Below are 20,554 nucleotides of genomic sequence, written 5' to 3' on the forward strand. Positions count from 1 at the left end.
TCCGTTCTACCGGCGACCACCGACATCCGCGGGGGCGGGGCCGTCGCCCGGCGCGCAGGTCCTCCGCCCGCCTGCAGGAACCGTGGCGCCGCTCCCTCAGGATGGAGGCATGCCCTCCTCCGCCGACCGCTTCCGCCGCGCCGCCGTCGAGCTCGCGCAGACCTCCGAGCGGCAGGTCGAGTGGGCGCTCGCCGTCACGGAGGATGCGCGCCTCCTCGCCCTGATCGACGAGCTGCCCGCGCAGCACCGGCAGCCGTCCCTGCTCTTCTCGGTCGCGCGGCTGCTCGGCGTTCCCGACGTCGACGGCGCCGGATTCGCCGCGTGGCTCCGGAGCGAGTGGGCGCGGGTGGCGCCGGTCGCCGCCGAGCGGAGGACGCAGACCAACGAGGCGCTGCGGTGCGCGCCCCTGGTCGCAGCGCTGGAGCGGATCACGGAGCCCGGTGAGCCGGTGGCGCTCGTCGAGATCGGCGCCTCCGCAGGGCTCTGCCTGGCGCCGGAGCGGTACTCCTACGCCTTCACGGCGAGCGACGGCGAGACGAGGCTCGGGTCGGGCGCGCCTCTGCTGCGGTGCGCGGTGAGCGGAGGCGCGGCGCCGGGGCGGCTGCCGGTCGTCGCATGGCGCCGGGGGCTCGACCTGGCGCCGCTCGACGTCCGCTCGCCCGAGGACGTCGCCTGGTTGGGCGCGCTGCTCCCGCCGGACCGTCCGGAGCGGACCGCGCGGCTCCGCTCGGCCGTGGAGACTCTGCAGGACGACCCGCCCACGATCGTCGCGGGCGATGCGGCCGCCGAGCTGCCCGCCCTGCTCGACGCGGTGCCGCCGGGTCTGCGGACGGTCGTCGTCTCGCTCGGGACCCTGGTCTACCTTCCGTGGACCGCGCGCGAGAGCGTCCTGGCGACGGTCGCCGATCGCGGCGCGAGCCTGGTGACGCTCGAGGCGGAGGCGCTGCTCCCGCACCTCGTCGCCGCGCGCGGAGACCGCACGGCTCCCGAGCCGACCCCGTTCCTGCTCGCCGCCGACGGCGTCCCGCTCGCGAGCGCGGCCGCCCACGGCGGCACCCTCTCCTGGCTGGCCTGAGGCGCGCTCCCGCGCCGGGAGCGGGGTGCCCGAAGCCCGGGAGGTGCCCGGCGCCCGGTGCCCGCTCCGCCCCGGCGCTCGACCCGCGCCCACTGTTCAAGAGTTGTCGCACTCAGCGTCGAGTGCGACAACTCCTGGACTCTCGCGGAGGAGCGAGCGTCGAAGCCCGAAGCCCGAAGCCCAACGCGCAGCGACCAGCGCTCTGAGCTCAGGCGCTCGGCCCGATCGTCCGCCCACTGTTCACGAGTTGTCGCACTCAGCGTCGAGTGCGACAACTCCTGGACAGTCGCGAAGGAGAGGGCGTCGAAGTGCAGCGCTGAGAGCTCGGAGCTCGGAGTCCCGGCGCTCGACCCGCGCCCACTGTTCAAGAGTTGTCGCACTCGGCGTCGAGTGCGACGACTCCTGGACTCTCGCGGAGGGGAGGACGGTCGAGCGCAGGATTCAGAGCTCAGAGCCAGAGCTCAGAGCGTCCAGCGTCCAGCGCCCAGCGCCCTACAGTCCGTCGACGACGAGCTGCGTCGCGCGCGGGACGTACGAGGTGTTCGTCGTCGGGTCCCAGCCCACGAGCGCGACCGCGTCGCCGCCGACGCGCGCGGTGATGCCCACGAGCGAGAACGGCTTGCCGCCCACGGCTCCGGACACCTTCCAGCCGAGCGTCTCGTCGGCGCCGGTCAGCGTCTGCTCGGTGCGCTCGACGGTCGTCTCGACCGGCACGCCCTGCATGGCGAAGAGCGTCGAGCCGGAGGCGCAGCGGGTGGTCGCGTCGGTGGCGCTCGCGAGGAGCGAGGCGGCCGCGTCGGCGGTGCCGGTGCTCGACACGACGGCGGTCATGGAGCGGTCGGCGCTGGTGCCGTACGAGAGTCCGGCGGCGGGCTGCGCGGTGTCCCAGCCCAGGCCGAACGGCGAGAGGCAGCTCGCGTCGGTCGCGGTGAGGCCGGGGTAGATCGAGTCGAGCATCTCCTGGATGCTCGCGTACTCGCCGGGCACGAACTGCACGCCGGTCAGCACGGCGGCCACCTGCTCGCCGGTCTTCTGAGCGGTGTCGGCGGTCGGGGCGGCGGCCGTCGCGGTGGCGGACGGGGCGGCCGACGACGAGGGGAGCGTCGGAGTGAACGGGCGGAGCGTCGATCCGCTCGTCGCGGTCCCCGCGCAGCCCGAGAGGACGAGCAGCAGCGCGCCTCCGATCAGAGTCGTGCGCAGCAGTGTCTTGGACATCATGTCTCCCCCTTCGCCCGCCGGCGCCGCACCGGGGCGCCTGAGGCTAGCAGAGCCCCGCGTCCCAGAGGCGGCCCGGCGCCGCCCGCAGGACGGAGGCGGCCCGGTGGCACCCGCAGACCGGAGGCGGTCCGGCAGCGCGTGCGGACCGGAGTCGGCCCGGCCCCACTCGCACAACGGAGCCGGGAACCCCGAACCCATGCCTCCAACGGCCGCTCCCGCCTCCGCTCCGCCGCTCAGATCTCCGTGTGCCCGAGCTCGGCTCCCGCGAGCAGGCGGATCTCCGGCTCGGCGATGCCCTCCAGCTCCAGCACCACGACGCGGTTGCGGCCGGCGTGGGTGACCGGCGAGGGGACGATCAGCGTCCGCTGCGGTCCGCGGCGCCAGTAGCGCCCGAGGAGGAAGCCGTTCACCCAGACCAGGCCCTTGCCCCAGTGCAGCGTGTCCACGTACAGGTCGGCCTGCTCGTCGAGGTCGAACGAGCCGGAGGCGAGCTGCGGTCCGGCCGAGAACGCCGGCGCCGCGACGGCCAGGTCGGGGAGGCACTCCAGCGCGAGGGCACGCGCCGCCCAGCCGGTCAGCGGGGCGCCGTCGAGCGTCACGCCTCCGATCAGGCCCTTGTGCTCGCCGATGCGCGTGCCGTAGTTCACCCGGCCCTGGTTCTCGACCAGGATCGCGAGCTCGCCGCGTCCGCTCGGCAGAGTCAGCGCCCGCTCGTGGTGGTCGCGCGCCAGCACGCCCACCGGCACGCCGTCCAGCAGCACCCAGGCGCGGTCGCGCACCTCCTCGCCCACCACGAGGCGGGCCGGAGCGGAGGAGCCGTCGAGCGTCGTCGTGAAGAGCACGAAGCCGTCGTCGTGGCCGAGGTCGTCGAAGCTGGCCATCGCGTCGAGGTGCGCGGCCGGTCCGAACGCCTGGCCGAGGCCGAGCAGCGCCGGGCCGGGGACGAGCGGAGCGGTCAGGGCGGGGGCCGGCGGGCGCACCGCGGGCACCTCCTCCGGCACCGGCGCGTAGCGCGCGATGACGTCGCGGAACGCCCAGAACTTCGCGGTCGGGTCGCCGCCCTCGTCGAGCGGGGCGTCGTAGTCGTAGCTCGTCGTGATCGCGGCGTAGCGGCCCTTGTCGTTCGCGCCGCTGGTCAGGCCGAAGTTGGTGCCGCCGTGGAACATGTAGATGTTGACCGAGCCGCCGGCCGCGAGCAGGGTGTCGAGCTCCTGCGCGGAGGCGTCGGCGTCCGTCGTGTGGTGCTGGGTGCCCCAGTCGTCGAACCAGCCGCACCAGAACTCCATGCACATCAGCGGCCCGGTGGGCTGGAACTCGCGCAGCGTCGCGAGGCGCTCCGTGGTCCGCGAGCCGAACGAGCCGGTGAGGTGCAGGCCCGGCAGGCTGCCGTCGGCGAGCATCTGCGGAGTGGGCTGGTCGATGGTGGTCAGCGGCACTGTGATGCCGGAGTCGCGGGTCACCCGCACGAGCTCGGCCAGGTACTCCTTGTCGGAGCCGTACGCGCCGTACTCGTTCTCGATCTGCACGAGGACCACGGGCCCGCCGGCGTCGATCTGGCGCGGGGCCACGATCGAGTACACGCGGCGCAGGTAGTCGCTGACCGCGGCGAGGTAGTTCGGCTCCGAGCGGCGCACGCCCACCTCGGGGTCGCGGAAGAGCCAGGCCGGGAGGGCGCCGTTGTCCCACTCCGCGCAGATGTAGGGGCCGGGGCGCACGATCGCGTGCATGCCCTCGGCGGCGATCAGGTCGAGGAAGCGGCCCAGGTCGAGCCCGGCGTCCTCGCGCCACTCGCCGCGGCGCGGCTCGTGCGCGTTCCAGGCGACGTAGGTCTCGATGGTGTTCAGGCCCATCAGGCGGGCCTTGCGGATCCGATCGGCCCAGAGGTCCGGGTGGATGCGGAAGTAGTGCAGCGCCCCCGACAGGATGCGGTGCGGGCGGCCGTCGAGCTCGAAGTCGGCGGTGCCGATGGCGAAGCGGCTCTCGGGAGCGGTGGTCATCTGGATCCCCCTCAGGATCGGTGCCCGGTGTGTCCGAGCGTGAGAACGACGCGGGGCCGACCGGAGCGATCCGGCCGGCCCCGCGTCGAGCAGTGGTGCTACTCCGAGACGGTGAAGCCCTGCGCGTTGCCGTACTGGACGAGCTTGCTCTGCCAGTCGGCGAGGCCCTGGTCGAGGCTGGTGCCGTTGGCGTACGCCTGGCCGACGGTGTCGCCGAAGACGCTGTTCGCGTACACCTGGTAGGGCAGGTACGACCAGCCGGAGCGGACGTCCTTCGAGGCCTGGGTCAGCACCTCGTTGATCTTCTGGCCGCCGAAGTACTCCGACTCCTGACCGGTGAAGTCCGAGCTGTCGAGGTCGGCCGTGGTCGACGGGAATCCGCCGCTCTGCAGGAAGACGTCGACCGAGGCCTGGTCGCTGTTCAGCCAGCGCAGGAACGCGGCGGCCAGCGCCGGGTTCTCGCTCTGCTTGGTGACGGACTGGCCGCCACCGCCGTTCTCGGCGCTGACGGCGGTGCCGTCGTAGGTCGGGATCGGCGCGACGGCCCAGTCGCCGGAGGCGTCGGGGACGCTGGACTCCAGCACGCCGGGCATCCAGGCGCCGGTCACCAGCGAGGCGATGGAGCCGTCGGCGAGGCCCTTGTACCACTCGTCGCCCCAGGCGGGGGTGTCCGAGAGCAGCTTCTTCTCGACGAGCTGGTTCCAGACGCCGGTCCACTTGGCGGTGCCCTCGTCGGCGAGGTCGATCTTCACGTCCGTGCCGTCGGTGGTGAACGGCTCGCCGCCCGCCTGCCAGATCATGCTGGTCGCGAAGCCGGCGTCGCCGGTGTCGGCGGTGATGTACTTCGACGGGTCGGCGGTGTGCAGCTTCTCGGCCGCGGCGACGTACTCGTCCCAGGTGGCGGGGACGGCGATGCCGTACTGGTCGAAGACGGTCTTGTTGTAGAACAGCGCCATGGGGCCCGAGTCCTGCGGGAGTCCGACGAGCTTGCCGTCGATGTTGACGCTGCCCCAGGTGGAGGCGGAGTACTTGTCCTCGAGGTCGCCCATGCCGTACTGCGACAGGTCGAGGAGCGAGTCCGACAGCGCGAACTGCGGCATGGCGTAGTACTCGATCTGGACGACGTCGGGGGCGCCCGAGCCGGCCTTGATCGCGTTCTCGAGCTTGGTGTACTCGTCCTTGTTGGTGCCGGCGTTGACGAGCTCGACGTCGACCTTGGGGTAGGCCTTCTCGAACGCGGCGACCTGCGCCTCGGCGCTGGGGGTCCAGCTCCAGTACGTGATCTTGCCACCGGCCTCGAGGGCGGAGTCGAGGTCGGCGGCGGAGCCGGCGCTCGTGGTCGTGCCGCCACCGGAGGTGGACGAGCAGGCCGCGAGGGAGCCGGCGGCCAGGGCCGCGACGGCCGCGACCGTCAGGGTCCGCCTGAGGGCGGAACGGGCGATCTTCATGGTGGTGTTTCCCTTCACTTCTTCGTGCTGCGGGTGCTGTGGACGGGGCAGGACGCTCCGGCCGGGGGATGGGTAGGGGGAGGGCTCAGCCCTTGACGCTGCCGGCGCTCAGACCGGACTGCCAGAAGCGCTGGAGTCCGAGGAAGGCGACGACGATGGGGATGATCGTGAGGAGCGAGCCCGTGATCACGAGGTTGTAGATCGGCTGCGCGCTGACGCCGGTGGCCTGCGCGTTCCACTGGTTGAGGCCGACGGTGAGCGGGTACCAGGTGGGGTCGCTCAGCATGATCAGCGGGAGGAAGTAGTTGTTCCAGGTCGCGACGACCGAGAACAGCAGCACGGTCACGATGCCGGGGGCGAGGAGGCGGATGGAGATGGTGAAGAAGGTGCGGAACTCGCCCGCCCCGTCCATCCGCGCCGCTTCGAGCAGCTCGGTGGGCACCGACTCCACCGCGTAGACCCACACCAGGTACAGGCCGAACGGGCTGATCAGCGAGGGGATGATGATCGCCCACGGGGTGTTGGTCAGGCCGAGCTGGCTGAACATGAGGAAGGTCGGGACGGCGAGGGCCGTGCCGGGGACCGCGATCGCTCCGAGCACCACGGCGAAGACCGCCTTGCGGCCCGTGAAGCGGAACTTCGCGAGGCCGTAGCCGGCGAGCGTGGCCAGGAGCGTCGCTCCTCCGGCGCCGACGACGACGTAGAGCAGGGTGTTGCCGAGCCAGCGGAGGAAGATCCCGTCGCGGTAGCTGAGGGTGTCGGCGATGTTCTGGAAGAAGACGAAGTCGCCGTCGAACCAGAGGCCGAAGCTCGAGAGCAGGCCGGCCTGCGTCTTCGTCGCGTTGATGACCAGCCAGGCCAGCGGCACGAGGCTGTAGAGGATGAAGACCGACATCAGCAGGGTGAAGGCGATCGACTTCTTGGGCTGCACCGAGGAGCCGCGGCGGGCGGCCGGGCGCTTCGGGGCGCGGGCGGGCGTCCGGGGAGCGGTCGCGAGGGCCATCAGTTCTCCTTCCGCGCGCCGCGGAGCTGCACGACGTAGGCGATCACCGCGGTGATCACGCCCATGACGATGGCGACCGTGGCCGACGCGTTGTACTGCTGACCGGCGAAGGACAGGTTGTAGGCGTACATGTTCGGGGTGAAGTAGGTGGTGATGATGTTCGGCGCCAGCGTCCGGAGGATGTTCGGCTCGTTGAACAGCTGGAAGCTGCCGATGATCGAGAAGATCGTGGCGATGACGATCGCGCCGCGCAGGGCGGGAAGCTTGATCGAGCGGATGACGCGCATCGGGCCGGCGCCGTCGATCTCGGCCGCCTCGTAGAGCTCGCCGGGGATCGTCTTCAGCGCGGAGTAGAAGATGAGCATGTTGTAGCCCACGAACTCCCACGTGACGATGTTGCCGATCGAGGCGAGGATCCAGTCGCGCGAGAAGGGCTGGACGACGTCGGAGCCGAGCAGGTCGTTGACGTTCGCGGCCAGGCCGAAGTTGTCGCCGTAGATGAAGCCCCACATCAGCACCGCGACGACCGCGGGGACGGCGTAGGGGAGGAAGACCACGATGCGGAAGAAGCCGGTGCCGTGGAGGCGGCCGCTGTCGATCGCGAGGGCCGCGACGAGGGCCAGCACGAGCATCACGGGGACCTGCACGACGAGGAACAGCAGGACGCGGCCGAAGCCCTCCCAGAAGTTCGGGTCGGTGAAGATAGCGGTGTAGTTCGCGAAGCCGACGAAGGAGTTGCCGCCCACCAGCTGCTCGCGGAAGAGGCTGAGGTAGATCGAGTAGACGACCGGGGCGATGAAGACCAGGAGGAAGACGACGAGGAAGGGGGCGACGAACGCCAGGCCCTTCCACTCGCTCTTCGCCCGCGACTTCGGGGCCGCGAGGGGGGACGCCGGAGGGGCGACCTCGCTCAGCGGGACGGGGGGAGACGTCGTCGTCATGGGATTCCGTTCGGGGAGTAGTGCGGGCCCGCCATGTTCACGTCAACATGGCAGAGCGTCACCGTAGCATGTCCACGTCGCCACCCGCGACTGTTCCTGCGTCACGGTTCGGCGCACGATGCACCACGGCTGACGGGCGGCGCGCTATAAAGGGAAGCCCATGTCACTCGAGACCGACCGCCCGTCCCCGTCCACCCGGCCGCGACGCGGCGTCTCGATGGCCGACGTGGCCCGGCGCGCGAACGTCTCGGGCCAGACGGTCTCGCGGGTGTCGAACGGCAAGCAGAACGTCGACGGCGAGACGCGCGAGCGGGTCCTCGAGGCGATGCGGGCCCTCGGCTACCGGCCCAACAGCGCGGCGCGGGCCCTGCGGACGGGCCGCTTCCACAGCATCGGCGTGATCATGTTCACGCTGTCCTCGTTCGGCAACATGCGCACCCTCGACGCCATCGCGATCGCGGCCGCCGACGCGGGCTACTCGATCACCCTCATCCCCGTCTCCCACCCCACCCAGGGCGAGGTGTCGGTCGCGTTCCACCGGCTGAGCGAGGAGGCGGTCGACGGCGTCATCATCATCGTCGAGGCGCACCTGCTCGACGAGGCAGACATCGTCCTCCCGCCGGACCTGCCCGTGGTGGTCGTCGACTCCGCTGGCGGCGAGAAGTACCCGGTGGTCGACACCGACCAGATGTCGGGCGCCCGCCAGGCCGTCGAGCACCTGCTCGGACTCGGACACCGCACCGTGCACCACATCGCCGGCCCGGACCGCTCCTACTCCGCCGAGCGCCGCCACGAGGCGTGGGAGTCGACCCTGATCGAGCGCGGCGCCCCGGTGCCGGAGGTGCTGGTCGGCGACTGGTCCACCGACTCCGGCTACCGCCTCGGCAAGCGGCTCGCCGCCGATCCGGAGGTCACCGCGATCTTCGCCGCCAACGACCAGATGGCGCTCGGCGTGCTGCGCGCCCTGCACGAGGCCGGACGCGCCGTGCCCGGCGAGGTGAGCGTCGCGGGCTTCGACGACATGCAGGAGTCGGCGAGCTTCTGGCCGCCTCTCACGACGGTGCGCCAGTTCTTCGGGGACACGGGCCGCCGCTCGGTCGACATCCTCCTGCGCGAGCTCGAGTCGGGCGAGCGCACCGGCGTCTCGCTCGTGCCGACCCGCCTCATCGTCCGCGAGAGCACCGGCCCGGCCCCCGCCGCCTCCTGATGCTTCCGCGGAGCCGGCCCGCGGAGCCCGCCCGCCCTTCACGCTGATCGAGGAGCCGGCCCCGCCGGCGTATCGAGATCCCCGCGACCGGACCCCCTCCGCCGGGCCCGCGCCCCTCCCCGTGCCCGCTCGACCGCGAAGCTCGCGATACTGTGAGCCCTCTCACCCCGGACCTCCAAGGAGACGCACATGTCGGTCGGCCTGCTCGCGGTTGTCGATGACATCCTCACCGCCGCCCTGAAGGCGAGCGCCAAGACGGCGGGCGTCGTGATCGACGACGCGGCCGTCACCCCGCAGTACGTGCAGGGCCTCACGCCCGCGCGGGAGCTGCCGGTGGTCGGGCGGATCGCGCTGGGGAGCCTGTTCAACAAGTTCGTCATCATCATCCCGCTGGCGCTGCTGCTCTCGGCGTTCGCGCCGCAGGTGCTGCCGTACCTGCTGATCCTCGGCGGCGCGTTCCTCTGCTTCGAGGGGGCGGAGAAGGTGCTCGAGTGGTTCGGCGTCTCGCACGGCGGCCACGAGACGGAGGCGCGCGACGAGAAGAAGCTCGTCTTCGGCGCCATCCGCACCGACCTCATCCTGAGCACCGAGATCATGCTGATCGCGCTCGACGGCCTCGACCCCGACTTCGGGATCTGGCCCACGCTCGGCGCGCTCCTGGTCGTCGGGCTCGGGATGACCGTGCTCGTCTACGGCGCCGTCGCGCTGCTCGTGAAGATCGACGACGTGGGCCTGCGCCTGATGAAGAACGCGGCCCGCGGCGTGCGGCGCACCGGGGCGAGGATCGTCGCGTCGATGCCGGTCGTGTTCCGCGCGATCAGCATCATCGGGACGCTCGCCATGCTCTGGGTCGGCGGGCACCTCGTCGTCGCGAACCTCGCCGAGACGGTGTGGCACGGTCCGTACGACCTCGTGCACGTCGTCACCCACGCGGTCGAGGGCGCGGGCCCCGTCGTCGTCTGGCTGGCCGACACCTTCGTCTCGATGATCTTCGGCCTCGTGCTGGGTCTGGTCATCGCGGCCGTCGTGATGGGCGTCTCGCGCCTGCGCTCCCGCGACGAGACGGCCGCGGGGCACTGAGCGGGGTCTCGGTACTCCGCGTGCCGCGGCTGGTCGACCGGCATGGGGGTGCGCGGTCGCTCCACCGGCGCGGAGGTGTGCGGCTGCCCGACCGGCACGGATCCATGCTGATCGAGTAGCCCGCGCCGCGGTCGCATCGGGATCCCGCGACGCGCCGCCCCCGCAGCGCCGCTCTCGATGAACGACGGACCGCCCCCGTCCCCGGAGGGGCGGAGGCGGTCCGTGTCGGAGGGGGCGTCAGCAGCTGCGGGCCGCGTACGCTCCCGTCGCCACCGAGGTGACCTGCTTGCCGTCGACCGTGCCCGTCGCGGTGACGGTGGCCTGGCCGGCCGGCACCGAGGCCGCGCGCGTGGTGAACGCGGCGCTGCCGCTCGCGCCGGGCGCGACTCCGGTGACCTGCTTCGACCCGGAGGGCGTCGCGATGGTCATCGAGACCGGCACGCCGGACTCGTTCTTCGCCGCGACGGTGAGCGTCACCTTGCCGGCGATGCAGCGGGTGGTCGCCGTGACCGCGACCGCGAGGGCGGCGGGCGCCTTCAGGGTCACCGTCACCGTCGTGGTCGAGGTGACGGAGCCGTCGGCCGCGCGGACCGCGATGGTCGCGACTCCGCCGTTCGCCGTCGTCGGCTGGGTGATCCGCACGGTGGCCGCCGAGTCGGTCGCCACTGCTCCGATCACCGGCATCGCCGTGCCCTCGACGGTGACCGCGTAGGAGGTGCGGGCCGGGTCGAACCCGGCGATGCCGGCTCCGCCGACGCGCAGGGCGCCCAGGGTGGCGACCGCGGCGGGGGAGGCGACCGACTCGTAGAGCTTGGTCTCGGCCACGATCAGGTGCGTGTTGTCGTAGGCGTTCATCACGACGCGGAAGGCCTTGGCCGTGACGGGCGCGAACGACGCGACCAGGGTCGGAGCCGTTCCTCCGGCCGGCGACGCGAGGGCCACGGCCGACTCGTAGCCGGGGACCGCGGTCCAGGTCGTGCTGTCGGCGGCCTGGTACTGCAGCTGGTAGGTCTGCGCCCAGCTGGTGCCGCCGTCGGCGAGGAACTGCACCGACACCTTCTCGACCTGGTGGGTCGAGGGGAAGGTGTAGGTCAGCGAGCTCTGCGCGGCCTTGGTGCCGTTGGTCCAGTTCGACCAGCCCTTGTCGCCGTCCACGCCGTTGCGGGTGCGCTCCGGTCCGTAGCCCGACTCCGACGACGACGCGGTCGCGACGATGCCGGCGTCCGGGTTGAAGTTGCGGAGCGTGCCCGTGGTGACGAGCACCGTGAGCGTGGCGGGGAGCGTAGCGCCGTCGGCGGTCGCCGTTCCCGAGACCGTCACCTGCCCGGCCCGGGCGAGGGAGGCGGTGGTGAGCGGCGTCCAGTCCCAGACGACCGGCACCGGGAAGGTGCTGGCCGAGGCGCCCACGCGGGCGGGGACCGTCGTCGGGGCCGAGGCCTTCACTCCGGCGACCGAGGCGCCCGCGGCGGCCGTGACCGACACGGGGTCGGTCGCGGTCAGTCCGCCGACGTCGACGAGCGCGGTGACCGTGATCGTCTGGCCGTAGAGGTCGGTCGCGGTGCCGGGCACCTCGACGCGGCCGGTCGCGCCGTACGCCGAGTCGGCGGGGCGCTGCCAGGTGACGGCGAGCGGTGCGCCGGCTCCCCAGGAGTACTGCGGGGTGATGCTCGCGGGCAGGGTCGGAGCGACGCCCGCGGTGGTGCGGACGGCGATCGTCTGGCCGGCGGTCGGCGCGAGGTCGCGGAGGGACCACGACTGGTTCGCTCCGCCGTTGGAGGTGTAGACGCCGACCGACGCGTTGTCGGCACTGGAGCCGCCGTTCACGTCGAGCGACTGGGCGATCGACTCGTTGACGAGCGAGAAGTTCACGCCGTCGGTGGTGTTGACGATCCAGCGGGTCGCGGCGGTCGTCTTCGCCGCGTCGACGGACAGCGAGCGCAGGTCGGTGCCGGCGGTCGTGGCTCCGAGCACGCGTCCGTCGCCGTTGACGAGGACGACGCGGCGGGTGGCCTCGCGCTCGCCGGCGGCGACCTCGCGGACCGTCCAGGTCTGCTTGGCGGCCGTGGCGGAGTCGGTGGCGAGGCCGGTGATCGTGGTCGCGGCGCCCGAGGGGTTGCCGGTCAGGGCCTTGCCGCTCTGGGTGCCGACCAGCTGGTAGCGGTGGCCGTCGCGCAGGGCGGGGGCGGAGTCGGCGACTCCCGAGACTCCGTCGATCGAGAAGCTCGTGACCGACTTGGCGGGCACGGTGATCGTGGCGGTGCGCGAGATGCGGTCGACGCTCACCGGCGTCTTGGCGACCAGGGCGTTGCTCGTGGGAGCGGCTGCCGAGGAGGCCTTCGTGGTGACGTAGGGGGTGACCGTCGCGGTGTCGGCGATGGTGCCGAAGCGGGAGAGGTCGAGCACGACGGTCTTCTCGGTCGCGGTGCTGTTGGTGTGCACGACGGTCGCGCCCGAGCCGTCGCCGCGGACGGCGGCGGTGGAGGAGCTGTCGTTGGAGGGCATCAGGTGGTCGCCCTCGTGGATGAACTTGGTGAAGTTCCGGATGGTGTTGAACTTCGAGTTCGTCTCGACGCCGCAGACCGGGGCATTGGTGGAGTCGCCACCGGCGTCGGCGACGCGGCGGACCGACTTCCAGACCTCGGTCCCGTTCTCCTGGTACGGCTTGCAGTCCAGGTCGATGTAGACGGAGCCCCAGTTGAGGTTCTCGCCCTTGGGCTTGGGCTGCTGCATGTTGTAGTAGTCCTCGACGGGCTGCCAGAGCACCCACGCCTTGGGCTCGAGCTCGCGCAGGTCGTCGTTGATGCGGCCGGCGATGCCGAGGCCGTTCTCCATGTTGGTGGGGTCGAAGCCGGTGACCCAGTTGCCCTCGATCTCGCTCATCCACAGGTCGGTGTCGGCCTGCTTCGCGAGGTCGCGGACCTTGAGGCGGCCCGAGGTGCCGTAGGTGTGGACGTTCATCCGGTCGACCTCGGCGCGGATCGCGGCGGAGTAGGCGGCCCAGTTCGTCGCGAAGATGTCGGGGTTGGTCTCGTCCATCGCGGCGATGCCGGCGTCGGTGGTCGAGGCGTCCAGCGCGGCGGCGACGTCGGGGATCAGACCCGCCTGGCGCGTCGGTCCGACGTGCATTCCCTCCTGGCGTCCGCCGGTCGGGACGCCGTTGGAGAGCTGCGTGCCCCAGTAGTTCGTGTTCGGCTCGTTGAAGGGGTCGAGCGTGTCGAACTCGATGCCGTACTCGTCCTCCATGTGCTCGGTGACCTTCACGAGGTACTTCGCGAACTGCTCCTCGGCGGCGGGCTTCAGCTGCTCGCTGTTCGCGTCGAAGCCGCCCGAGACGTAGCCGCTCTCGGTCATGAAGTACGGGGCGGAGTTGGAGAACGCCTCCCAATGCGAGATCTGCTTCTCCTCGGCGAGCCTCTCGACCCACCAGCGCTGCGTCTCGTCGGCGGTCCAGTCGTAGGAGGCGGGGTCGTCCGCGTTCCACTTCGCCAGGAGCGCATCGCGGTCGGCGAGCTTCGTGGAGGTGCCGCCGTAGGTCGACGCGTCGCCGGCCGGGTTCGGCTTCCACCAGCCCTCGACGGCGCCGCCCGGGCGGAGGTAGTCCTTCACGTCGGAGGCGTTGCCGCCGCCGATGTTGTAGCGGGCGATGTTCAGGTCGAGGCCGCTGTCGCCGAAGACCTTCTGGTAGAGGTCCTCGCGGAGGGCCTCGGGATAGCCGCCGGTCGCGTTCGCGAACCAGACGAGGCTGGTGCCCCAGCCCTCGAACGCCTCACCGGCGGCGGCGGGGTTCGGCGTGATGCGGAACGCGTCCGCGGCCTGAGCGGGGGCCGCTGCGGCGGGGATCGCCAGCAGTGCTCCTGTGGCCAGGGCGGCGCTCGTGGCGAGCGCGGCGACCCTTCTGAAGGACATCGACATTGATGCGGTCTCTCTTTCGCCATCGAAATGCGGGCGTGTTCACGTGAACGCGCCCTGACGGCCGACTGTACATGTTCACGTCAACAATCGGAAGGTGCTCAGGGGCGGGCGAGGCCCGCAGAGTCGAGGAGCCGGGAGTCGTCGCAGTCGACGTCGAGTGCGACGACTCCTGGAGGGTCGTGGGCATGCGGAGGCGTGCGGCCGTGCGCCGCGACACCCCCGCGCTCAGACGCGGTGCGTCGTCTCCGGGAAGGCCTCGGGCTCGCACTGGATGGTCGCGTGGTCGATGCCGTGGCGCTCGCGGAGGACGGCGAGCACCCGCGAGAGCGCGGTGCGGTAGTCGGCGTCGGGGGCGACGACCACGTGGCCGGTGGCGCTCTCCATGCCCGAGGTGATCGTCCACACGTGCAGGTCGTGCAGCGCCAGCACGCCGGGGACGGCGCAGACGTCGCGCTCGAGGGCCGCGAGGTCGACGTGCGCGGGCGCCGACTCCATGAGGATCCCCAGCGCCTGCCTCGTCAGCGACCAGGTGCGGGGAAGGATCAGCAGCCCGATCAGCACGCCGACGATCGGATCCGCCCACGCCCAGCCGGTGGTGAGCAGCACGATCGCCGCCACGATCACGCCGATCGAGCCGAGCGCGTCGCCGAGCACCTCGAGGGAGGCTCCGCGGAGGGTGATGCTCTCCTTCGCCCCGGCCGACAGCAGGCGCAGGCTCACGAGGTTGACCGCCAGGCCCACGACGGCGGTGATCAGGAGGGGGCCGCCGGGCACCGCGGGCGGTTCGGCGAAGCGGCGGACGGCCTCGACGATCACGAACGCGGCGACCGCGAACAGCAGCAGGCCGTTGGCGAGGGCGGCCAGCACTTCGAGGCGGTAGGAGCCGTAGGTGCGGCCCTTCGCGGCGGGGCGGGCGGCGAGCGAGATCGCGGCGATCGACATCCCGAGGGCCAGCACGTCGGTGCCCATGTGCGCGGCGTCCGAGAGCAGCGCGAGCGAGCCCGTCGCGACTCCGACCGCGAACTCGACGACCATGAACGCCGCGGTCAGCACGAAGGCGGCCACGAGCGGACGCCGGTGCCGCGCGGCGGCGGAGCCGGCCGGAACGCCGTGAGAGTGGCCCATCGGCTCCTCCGATCCCTGTTCGTATAAACAGTCTTGCATGCGTTGGGAGTCGAGCGCGAGCGTCCTCAGCCGACCAGCGGGTCCAGCGCCTCGCCGAGGTAGGGCGCCAGGGTCCGGGCGTACGACTCGGTGAGGTGCCCGAGGTCGCGGTACACCTTCACTCCGCCGATCACGAGGGGGCAGCCGCGGTCGTCGCAGAACCAGCGGGTGAGGTCGACGGCGGCGGCGCCCGGCCAGCCCTCGGCCGCGGCGGCCATCAGCTCGCGGGCGGCGAAGGCCTCGTCGAGCGGCACGCTGCAGTCGGCCGCGGAGCCCGGCTCCTCGGCGCAGGCCAGCAGGGAGAGCGAGGGCAGCACCGGATTGTCGCGGATCGCGACCACCGTGGATCCGCGGGCGATCAGCGGCGCCCACGACTCGTGGAACCCGTCGATGCCGGCCTGCTCGTCGGGGGTGCCGGACGCGTCGACGAACACGGACTTCTTCGCGGAGTAGGCGGTGACGACGAGCGCGTACGGCTCCTGGCCCGCGAGCTCCTCCTGCAGCTTCTCGTTCCAGACGTCGCAGGAGCGCCGGGAGGAGGCGGAGTCGTCGCGCCGCTCCGCGGTCGAGAAGACGCAGCCCGTCTTGTAGTAGGTGTGCAGGTCCCAGCCGCGCTCCTCCGCGACGCCGCGCAGCGCCGGGAAGAACGACGCCGCGTGCGAGTTGCCGATGAGCAGCACGCGGAGGCCGGCGGGATCGCCGAAGCGGCACTCCTCGAGCGCGGTGCCGGAGTTGCCCGTGCTGCACTCGTCGGTGTTCAGGGCGGAGCCGTCCTCCGAGGCGTCGACGGCGGGCAGGCTCGTGGTCCAGGAGTCGGGGCAGGCGTTCGCGAGCGCCGCGGCTCCGACGCAGCCCTCGGTCGAGACGGGGAGGGCGTGCGCGCGGGTGAGGTCGGCGGCGATCGCGGCGTTCGTTCCGGTGAGGCCCGTCGCTCCGACCAGGGCGGCGACGGCCAGCAGGGCCGCCGGGGCGAGCGCGCGGAGGCGGTGCGGGCGCTCGGCGGGGGCGCGGCGGTGGAGGGGGTCCTCGAGGAAGCGCTTCGAGGCGGCGGCCAGGAGGATCGCGGCGGCGATGACGCCCAGGCCCGCCGGAGCGGTCGGGTCCTCGCCGCTGCTCTCGCGCCAGAAGACCAGGAGCGGCCAGTGCCAGAGGTAGATCCCGTAGCTCAGGCCGCCCAGCCACACGAGCGGGCGCAGGGCCAGCAGCCGGCCGACGCCGCGCTCCGGGGCGGGGCCGGTCCCGGCGACGAGCACGAGCACCGCCGAGAGGGTCGGCCAGAGCGCGGCGGCGCCCGGGAACGCGCTCGAGACCTGGAGCACGAACCCGCAGGAGACGACTCCGATCAGCCCCAGCCACCCGGCAACGGCCCGCAGGGTCGCCGGGATCGCCAGTCCCGGGAGCACGAGGGCCGCGAGCGAGCCGAGCCCGAACTCCCACGAGCGGGCGAGGGTGCTGTAGTACGCGGTCGGCTGGTCGATCCCGACCAGCACGACGGAGAACGCGAACGAGAGGACGGTGAGCGCCGCGACGAGCGCCAGCAGGAACCGCGGCAGCTGCGCGCGTCGCCGCAGCAGCACGGCGGCGAGGGTCGCGACGAGCACCAGGGCGAGCCAGACCAGGTAGAACTGCCCCTGCACCGACATCGCCCAGAAGTTCTGCACCGGCGAGTGGAAGTCGTCCTGCGCGAGGTAGTCCACTCCGGCCCGCGCGAGCGCGACGTTCTCGACGTAGAAGGTCGAGGCGAACACCTCGGTGAAGGTCTGCAGCAGCTGCGAGGGGCGCAGGAGGAGTGGAGCGAGCGCCGCGACGACGACCAGCACCACCGCGGCCGCCGGGAAGAGCCGCGAGGCGAGCCTCCGGAGGAAGGCGATCGGACGCACGCGCCCGAACCGGCGGATCTGGCCGAGGAGGGTCAGGGTGGTGAGGAACCCGGCGATCACGAAGAAGACGTCGACGCCTCCGGAGACGCGGCCCAGCCAGATGTGGAACGTCGCGACCAGGAGGGACGCGACGGCGCGCAGTCCCTCGATCTCGGGCCGGTAGCCGGACGCGTCGGCCTTGCGCACCAGCGCGGACCGGCCGGAGGCGGCGGTGCGGGCGGAGTGGCGGGGCAACGGGTTCCTTCCGTGACGGTCGGCGGGCGGTGGGGCGGGAGCCGTCGATCGTCGGTGTTCAGGATCGCGCTCTCCCGCCCTCAGGGGAACCGTGTCCGGGGTGCTGTCCACCTGGTTGGGGGCTGCGGAGGCGAGGTGCGCGACAGGTGTCCGCTTACTCGGCTGTTCCGGGCCTTCTGAGTGCATCGAGAACTCGGAGGTCGCCGTTCTCGCGCGCGACCACGGCGACTTCTGCGGAGTCGCCGGTGGGCGGGACCGAGGGTGGATCGAAGGCGGGTGGCGCGGATCGACTGGCGCGGATGGACGGGCTTAGGTGAGGTAAGGCTATGCTTACCCGGGCTCCGCGCCGAGACGCGGGTGCCGCCCGCCGACGGACCGGGCCGACGAGCCCTGCCGGCGAACCGGGCCCATGAACCGGGCCTATGAACCGGGCCGACGACCGACGCCCACGAATCACGGGAGATCCATGTCCACGCACCGACGGCGCCCCGCTGCCCTCGCCCTCGCCGCCCTGACCCTGCTCGCCCTCACCGGCTGCGGCGCCTCCGAGCAGATCGAGCCCGAGAGCACGGCCGCCGCGGGGGAGGGCACGACCTCGTACCCGCTCATGCTGGACAACTGCGGCACCGCGACCACCGTCACCGCCCCTCCGCAGCGGGTCGTCTCCCTCGACCAGAACTCGACCGAGATCCTGCTGTCCCTCGGCCTCGAGGACCGGATTGTCGGCACGGCCTCCTGGACCGACCCCGTGCTCGAGACCCTCGCCTCCGCGAACGAGAGCGTGCCGCGCCTGGCCGACAACGCGCCCACCTACGAGGTGCTGCTCGGTGCCGACCCGGACTTCGTCACCGCCTCCTTCGGCCGCCACTACGCCCCCGAGGGCGTCGCCTCGCGCGACCGCCTCGCCGAGACGGGGATCGGCTCCTACCTCGCCCCCTCCGACTGCGACAACGGAGCGAGCGTCAACGGCGGGAGCGGCACGCGCACCGTCCCGCTGACCGTCGACGTCCTCTACCAGGAGATCCACGAGCTGGCCGAGGTCTTCGACGTGCAGCAGCGCGGCGACGCCCTGGTCGCGCAGCTGCAGGAGCGCGCCGCCGCCGCCACCGAGGGGGTCGACCTCGGCGGCCGGAGCGTCGCCTTCTGGTTCGCCGACACCAAGACGCCCTACATGGCCGGCGGCTACAACTTCGCCTCGATGCTCGGCACCACGACCGGCATGACCAACGTCTTCGCCGACCGCACGGAGGACTGGCCCGCCGTGGGCTGGGAGAGCGTCGTCGCGGCCGACCCGGACGTCCTGGTCCTCGGCGACCTGCAGCGCGACCGCTTTCCCGGCGACCGCCTCGACGACAAGACCGCGTTCCTCCGCTCCGACCCGCTGACCAGCAGCCTGCCCGCGGTGCAGGACGGCCGCTTCATCGCGCTCCACGGCGCCGAGATGAACCCGTCGATCCGCTTCGTCGACGGGCTCGAGAAGATCCGCGCCTGGTGGGACGAGAACGGGGCCTCGCTCTGAGCACGCACACGGGCACGGGCACGGGCACGGTCCTCGTCCGCCGGGTGCCGCGCGGTCTGGCCGCCGCGGCGCTGGTCGTCGGCGGGCTGCTCGCGCTGGCGCTCTCGGTCGGCGTCGCGGTGACGCTCGGCCCGGCCGACGTCTCGCTCGTGAACGTCCGCGACATCCTCCTCAACCACCTCGGGCTCGCCTCCGTCCCGGTGCGCCCGGCCGAGGACGCGATCGTCTGGCAGGAGCGCCTCCCGCGCGCACTCGTGGCCGCGGCTTGCGGGGCGGGGCTCGGCGTGTGCGGAGTGATCCTGCAGTCGCTGCTGCGGAATCCGCTCGCCGACCCGTTCGTGCTGGGCGTCTCCTCCGGAGCTTCGACGGGCGCGGTGCTCGTCGGCGTGCTCGGGGTCGGCGGAGGAGTGGTCGGGCTCTCCGGAGGCGCCTTCGTCGGCGCGCTGGTCGCCTTCGGCTTCGTGCTGCTGCTCACGCGGTTCTCGGCGGGCGGCACCTCCGGCGTGATCCTGGCGGGGGTGGCGAGCACGCAGCTGTTCTCGGCGCTGACCTCGCTGATCGTGTTCGCGCTCGCCGACTCGGACGAGACGCGCGGCGTGATGTTCTGGCTGCTCGGCTCCCTCGAGGGCATGCGCTGGGACGACGTGGCGCTGAGCGGAGGAGTCGTGCTGCTCGGCTCCGTGGTCTGCCTCGCCGCGGCGCGCACGCTCGACGCGTTCGCCTTCGGGGAGGACGTGGCCGCGTCGCTCGGCGTGCACGTGGGCCGCACCCGCCTCCTCCTGCTGGTGGTGACGGCCCTGCTGACGGCGACCCTGGTGAGCATCGCCGGCGCGATCGGCTTCGTGGGGCTGGTGCTGCCGCACGCCGCGCGACTCGTGTTCGGCCAGCGGCACTCGCGGGTGATCCCCGCGACGATCCTGCTCGGCGCGGTGTTCCTGGTGTGGGTCGACGCCGGATCGCGGGTGGCGTTCGCGCCGACTCCGCTGCCGGTGGGGGTCGGCACGGCACTCGTCGGCGTGCCGGTGTTCATGCTGCTGCTCCTGCGGCGGAGGGGCCGCTCGTGACGCTCGAGGCCGACCGGGTCTCGTGGCGCCGGGGCGGCCGCCTGGTGGTCGACGGGGTCTCGCTCCGCCCCGCTCCCGGCTCGACAGTGGGACTGCTCGGGCCCAACGGCTCGGGCAAGTCGTCGCTGCTGCGGCTGCTGCAGGGCACCGCGGCTCCGGACGCCGGCGTCGTCACCCTCGACGGCGCGCCGCTCCGCTCGCTCCGCCGCCGCGAGGTCGCCCGGGCCGTGGCCACGGTGACGCAGCAGGCCGAGACGGAGGCGGACCTCCCCGTCCGCGACGTCGTCCGGCTGGGGCGGACACCGCACCGCTCCCTTCTGGGCGGAGACACGGCCGAGGACCTGCGCGCGATCGAGCGCGCCCTCGAGCAGGTGGGTCTCGAGGCGAAGGCCGACCACCTCTGGCACACCCTCTCGGGCGGCGAGCGGCAGCGCGCGCACATCGCCCGGGCGCTGGCGCAGGAGCCGCGCGAGCTGCTGCTGGACGAGCCGACCAACCACCTCGACATCCGCCATCAGCTGGAGCTGCTGGCCCTGGTGCGGGCGCTGCCGGTGACCACGGTCGTCGCGCTGCACGACCTCAACCTCGCGGCCCTGTTCTGCGACGCGCTGCTGGTGCTGCGCGAGGGGCGCGTGGTCGCGGGCGGCACCCCGGAGGAGGTGCTCACTCCGGCGCTGATCGCGGACGTCTACGGGGTGCGCGCCCGCGTGATCGTCGACGCCGGACGGCCGCACGTGCTGTTCGACTCCTGATTCCGCTGCCGCATCCTGACCCCACTGCCAGACAAACGTCGATCAGTCAACGGCCTCGTC

The 20,554-nt window shown here is 72.3% G+C and carries 14 protein-coding genes; 6 read left to right on the top strand and 8 right to left on the bottom strand.

Annotated features, from left to right (window positions below; genetic code table 11):
• The first annotated feature begins 109 nt into the window (after positions 1-109).
• Positions 110-1,075 carry a DUF2332 family protein gene (locus C5C46_RS08265; RefSeq protein ID WP_181136504.1) on the top strand — a complete coding sequence of 322 codons (966 nt, stop codon included), beginning with the start codon at positions 110-112 and terminating at the stop codon, positions 1,073-1,075.
• Positions 1,076-1,567: 492 nt separating this feature from the next.
• Here C5C46_RS08265 and C5C46_RS08270 read toward each other — a convergent pair whose 3' ends face one another.
• The 5 genes from C5C46_RS08270 to C5C46_RS08290 all read right to left on the bottom strand — a co-directional run bounded on the left by C5C46_RS08270 (position 1,568) and on the right by C5C46_RS08290 (position 7,682).
• Entirely contained in the window at positions 1,568-2,293 is a 726-nt protein-coding gene (locus tag C5C46_RS08270) for a hypothetical protein (protein WP_104297617.1), read from the bottom strand.
• Positions 2,294-2,526: 233 nt separating this feature from the next.
• Positions 2,527-4,290: a beta-galactosidase family protein gene (locus C5C46_RS08275; RefSeq protein ID WP_104226354.1), complete on the bottom strand. Its 1,764-nt coding sequence runs from the start codon at positions 4,288-4,290 to the stop codon at positions 2,527-2,529.
• A gap of 98 nt (positions 4,291-4,388) precedes the next feature.
• On the bottom strand, positions 4,389-5,738 hold the full coding sequence (locus C5C46_RS08280; RefSeq protein WP_104223423.1) for a sugar ABC transporter substrate-binding protein: 1,350 nt from the start codon (positions 5,736-5,738) through the stop codon (positions 4,389-4,391).
• Between the two features lie 85 nt (positions 5,739-5,823).
• Positions 5,824-6,633: a carbohydrate ABC transporter permease gene (locus C5C46_RS08285; protein WP_258062773.1), complete on the bottom strand. Its 810-nt coding sequence runs from the start codon at positions 6,631-6,633 to the stop codon at positions 5,824-5,826.
• Positions 6,634-6,740: 107 nt separating this feature from the next.
• On the bottom strand, positions 6,741-7,682 hold the full coding sequence (locus C5C46_RS08290; RefSeq protein WP_104226355.1) for a carbohydrate ABC transporter permease: 942 nt from the start codon (positions 7,680-7,682) through the stop codon (positions 6,741-6,743).
• A gap of 160 nt (positions 7,683-7,842) precedes the next feature.
• Between C5C46_RS08290 and C5C46_RS08295 the strand changes: the two genes are divergently transcribed.
• Together C5C46_RS08295 and C5C46_RS08300 are read left to right on the top strand one after the other, a co-directional pair.
• A complete protein-coding gene (locus tag C5C46_RS08295) occupies positions 7,843-8,889 on the top strand; it encodes a LacI family DNA-binding transcriptional regulator (RefSeq protein WP_146076621.1) in 1,047 nt (348 codons plus the stop codon).
• 189 nt (positions 8,890-9,078) lie between these two features.
• Positions 9,079-9,969 carry a DUF808 domain-containing protein gene (locus C5C46_RS08300; protein ID WP_104226356.1) on the top strand — a complete coding sequence of 297 codons (891 nt, stop codon included), beginning with the start codon at positions 9,079-9,081 and terminating at the stop codon, positions 9,967-9,969.
• A gap of 237 nt (positions 9,970-10,206) precedes the next feature.
• Here C5C46_RS08300 and C5C46_RS08305 read toward each other — a convergent pair whose 3' ends face one another.
• The 3 genes from C5C46_RS08305 to C5C46_RS08315 all read right to left on the bottom strand — a co-directional run bounded on the left by C5C46_RS08305 (position 10,207) and on the right by C5C46_RS08315 (position 17,159).
• Positions 10,207-13,875, bottom strand: a complete 3,669-nt coding sequence (locus tag C5C46_RS08305; protein ID WP_146078951.1) for a glycoside hydrolase — start codon at positions 13,873-13,875, stop codon at positions 10,207-10,209.
• Between the two features lie 231 nt (positions 13,876-14,106).
• Positions 14,107-15,006: a cation diffusion facilitator family transporter gene (locus C5C46_RS08310; RefSeq protein WP_104226358.1), complete on the bottom strand. Its 900-nt coding sequence runs from the start codon at positions 15,004-15,006 to the stop codon at positions 14,107-14,109.
• 65 nt (positions 15,007-15,071) lie between these two features.
• The gene (locus tag C5C46_RS08315) at positions 15,072-17,159 is read right to left on the bottom strand and encodes an acyltransferase family protein (protein WP_181136505.1); all 2,088 of its coding nucleotides are present in this window, start codon (positions 17,157-17,159) and stop codon (positions 15,072-15,074) included.
• Positions 17,160-17,625: 466 nt separating this feature from the next.
• Here C5C46_RS08315 and C5C46_RS08320 point away from each other — a divergent pair, with 466 nt between their 5' ends.
• The 3 genes from C5C46_RS08320 to C5C46_RS08330 are packed head-to-tail and all read left to right on the top strand — an operon-like array spanning position 17,626 to position 20,494.
• Positions 17,626-18,678: an ABC transporter substrate-binding protein gene (locus tag C5C46_RS08320; protein WP_104226360.1), complete on the top strand. Its 1,053-nt coding sequence runs from the start codon at positions 17,626-17,628 to the stop codon at positions 18,676-18,678.
• Positions 18,651-19,742, top strand: coding sequence for a FecCD family ABC transporter permease (locus C5C46_RS08325; RefSeq protein WP_374953310.1), 1,092 nt, complete (start codon positions 18,651-18,653; stop codon positions 19,740-19,742). The genes C5C46_RS08320 and C5C46_RS08325 overlap by 28 nt, the downstream gene beginning before the upstream one ends.
• A complete protein-coding gene (locus C5C46_RS08330; RefSeq protein WP_104226361.1) occupies positions 19,739-20,494 on the top strand; it encodes an ABC transporter ATP-binding protein in 756 nt (251 codons plus the stop codon). The genes C5C46_RS08325 and C5C46_RS08330 overlap by 4 nt, the downstream gene beginning before the upstream one ends.
• Positions 20,495-20,554 lie beyond the last annotated feature (60 nt).

This window comes from Rathayibacter sp. AY1E6 (genome assembly GCF_002931115.1).
Taxonomy (GTDB): Bacteria; Actinomycetota; Actinomycetes; order Actinomycetales; family Microbacteriaceae; genus Rathayibacter.

Coding starts and splice junctions, on each gene's coding strand:
- C5C46_RS08320 (WP_104226360.1), top strand. CDS start 17,626: ATGTCCACGCACCGACGGCGCCCCGCTGCCCTCGCCCTCGCCGCCCTG.
- C5C46_RS08280 (WP_104223423.1), bottom strand. CDS start 5,738: ATGAAGATCGCCCGTTCCGCCCTCAGGCGGACCCTGACGGTCGCGGCC.
- C5C46_RS08270 (WP_104297617.1), bottom strand. CDS start 2,293: ATGATGTCCAAGACACTGCTGCGCACGACTCTGATCGGAGGCGCGCTG.
- C5C46_RS08295 (WP_146076621.1), top strand. CDS start 7,843: ATGTCACTCGAGACCGACCGCCCGTCCCCGTCCACCCGGCCGCGACGC.
- C5C46_RS08290 (WP_104226355.1), bottom strand. CDS start 7,682: ATGACGACGACGTCTCCCCCCGTCCCGCTGAGCGAGGTCGCCCCTCCG.
- C5C46_RS08265 (WP_181136504.1), top strand. CDS start 110: ATGCCCTCCTCCGCCGACCGCTTCCGCCGCGCCGCCGTCGAGCTCGCG.
- C5C46_RS08300 (WP_104226356.1), top strand. CDS start 9,079: ATGTCGGTCGGCCTGCTCGCGGTTGTCGATGACATCCTCACCGCCGCC.
- C5C46_RS08305 (WP_146078951.1), bottom strand. CDS start 13,875: ATGTCCTTCAGAAGGGTCGCCGCGCTCGCCACGAGCGCCGCCCTGGCC.
- C5C46_RS08285 (WP_258062773.1), bottom strand. CDS start 6,633: ATGTCGGTCTTCATCCTCTACAGCCTCGTGCCGCTGGCCTGGCTGGTC.
- C5C46_RS08310 (WP_104226358.1), bottom strand. CDS start 15,006: ATGGGCCACTCTCACGGCGTTCCGGCCGGCTCCGCCGCCGCGCGGCAC.
- C5C46_RS08275 (WP_104226354.1), bottom strand. CDS start 4,290: ATGACCACCGCTCCCGAGAGCCGCTTCGCCATCGGCACCGCCGACTTC.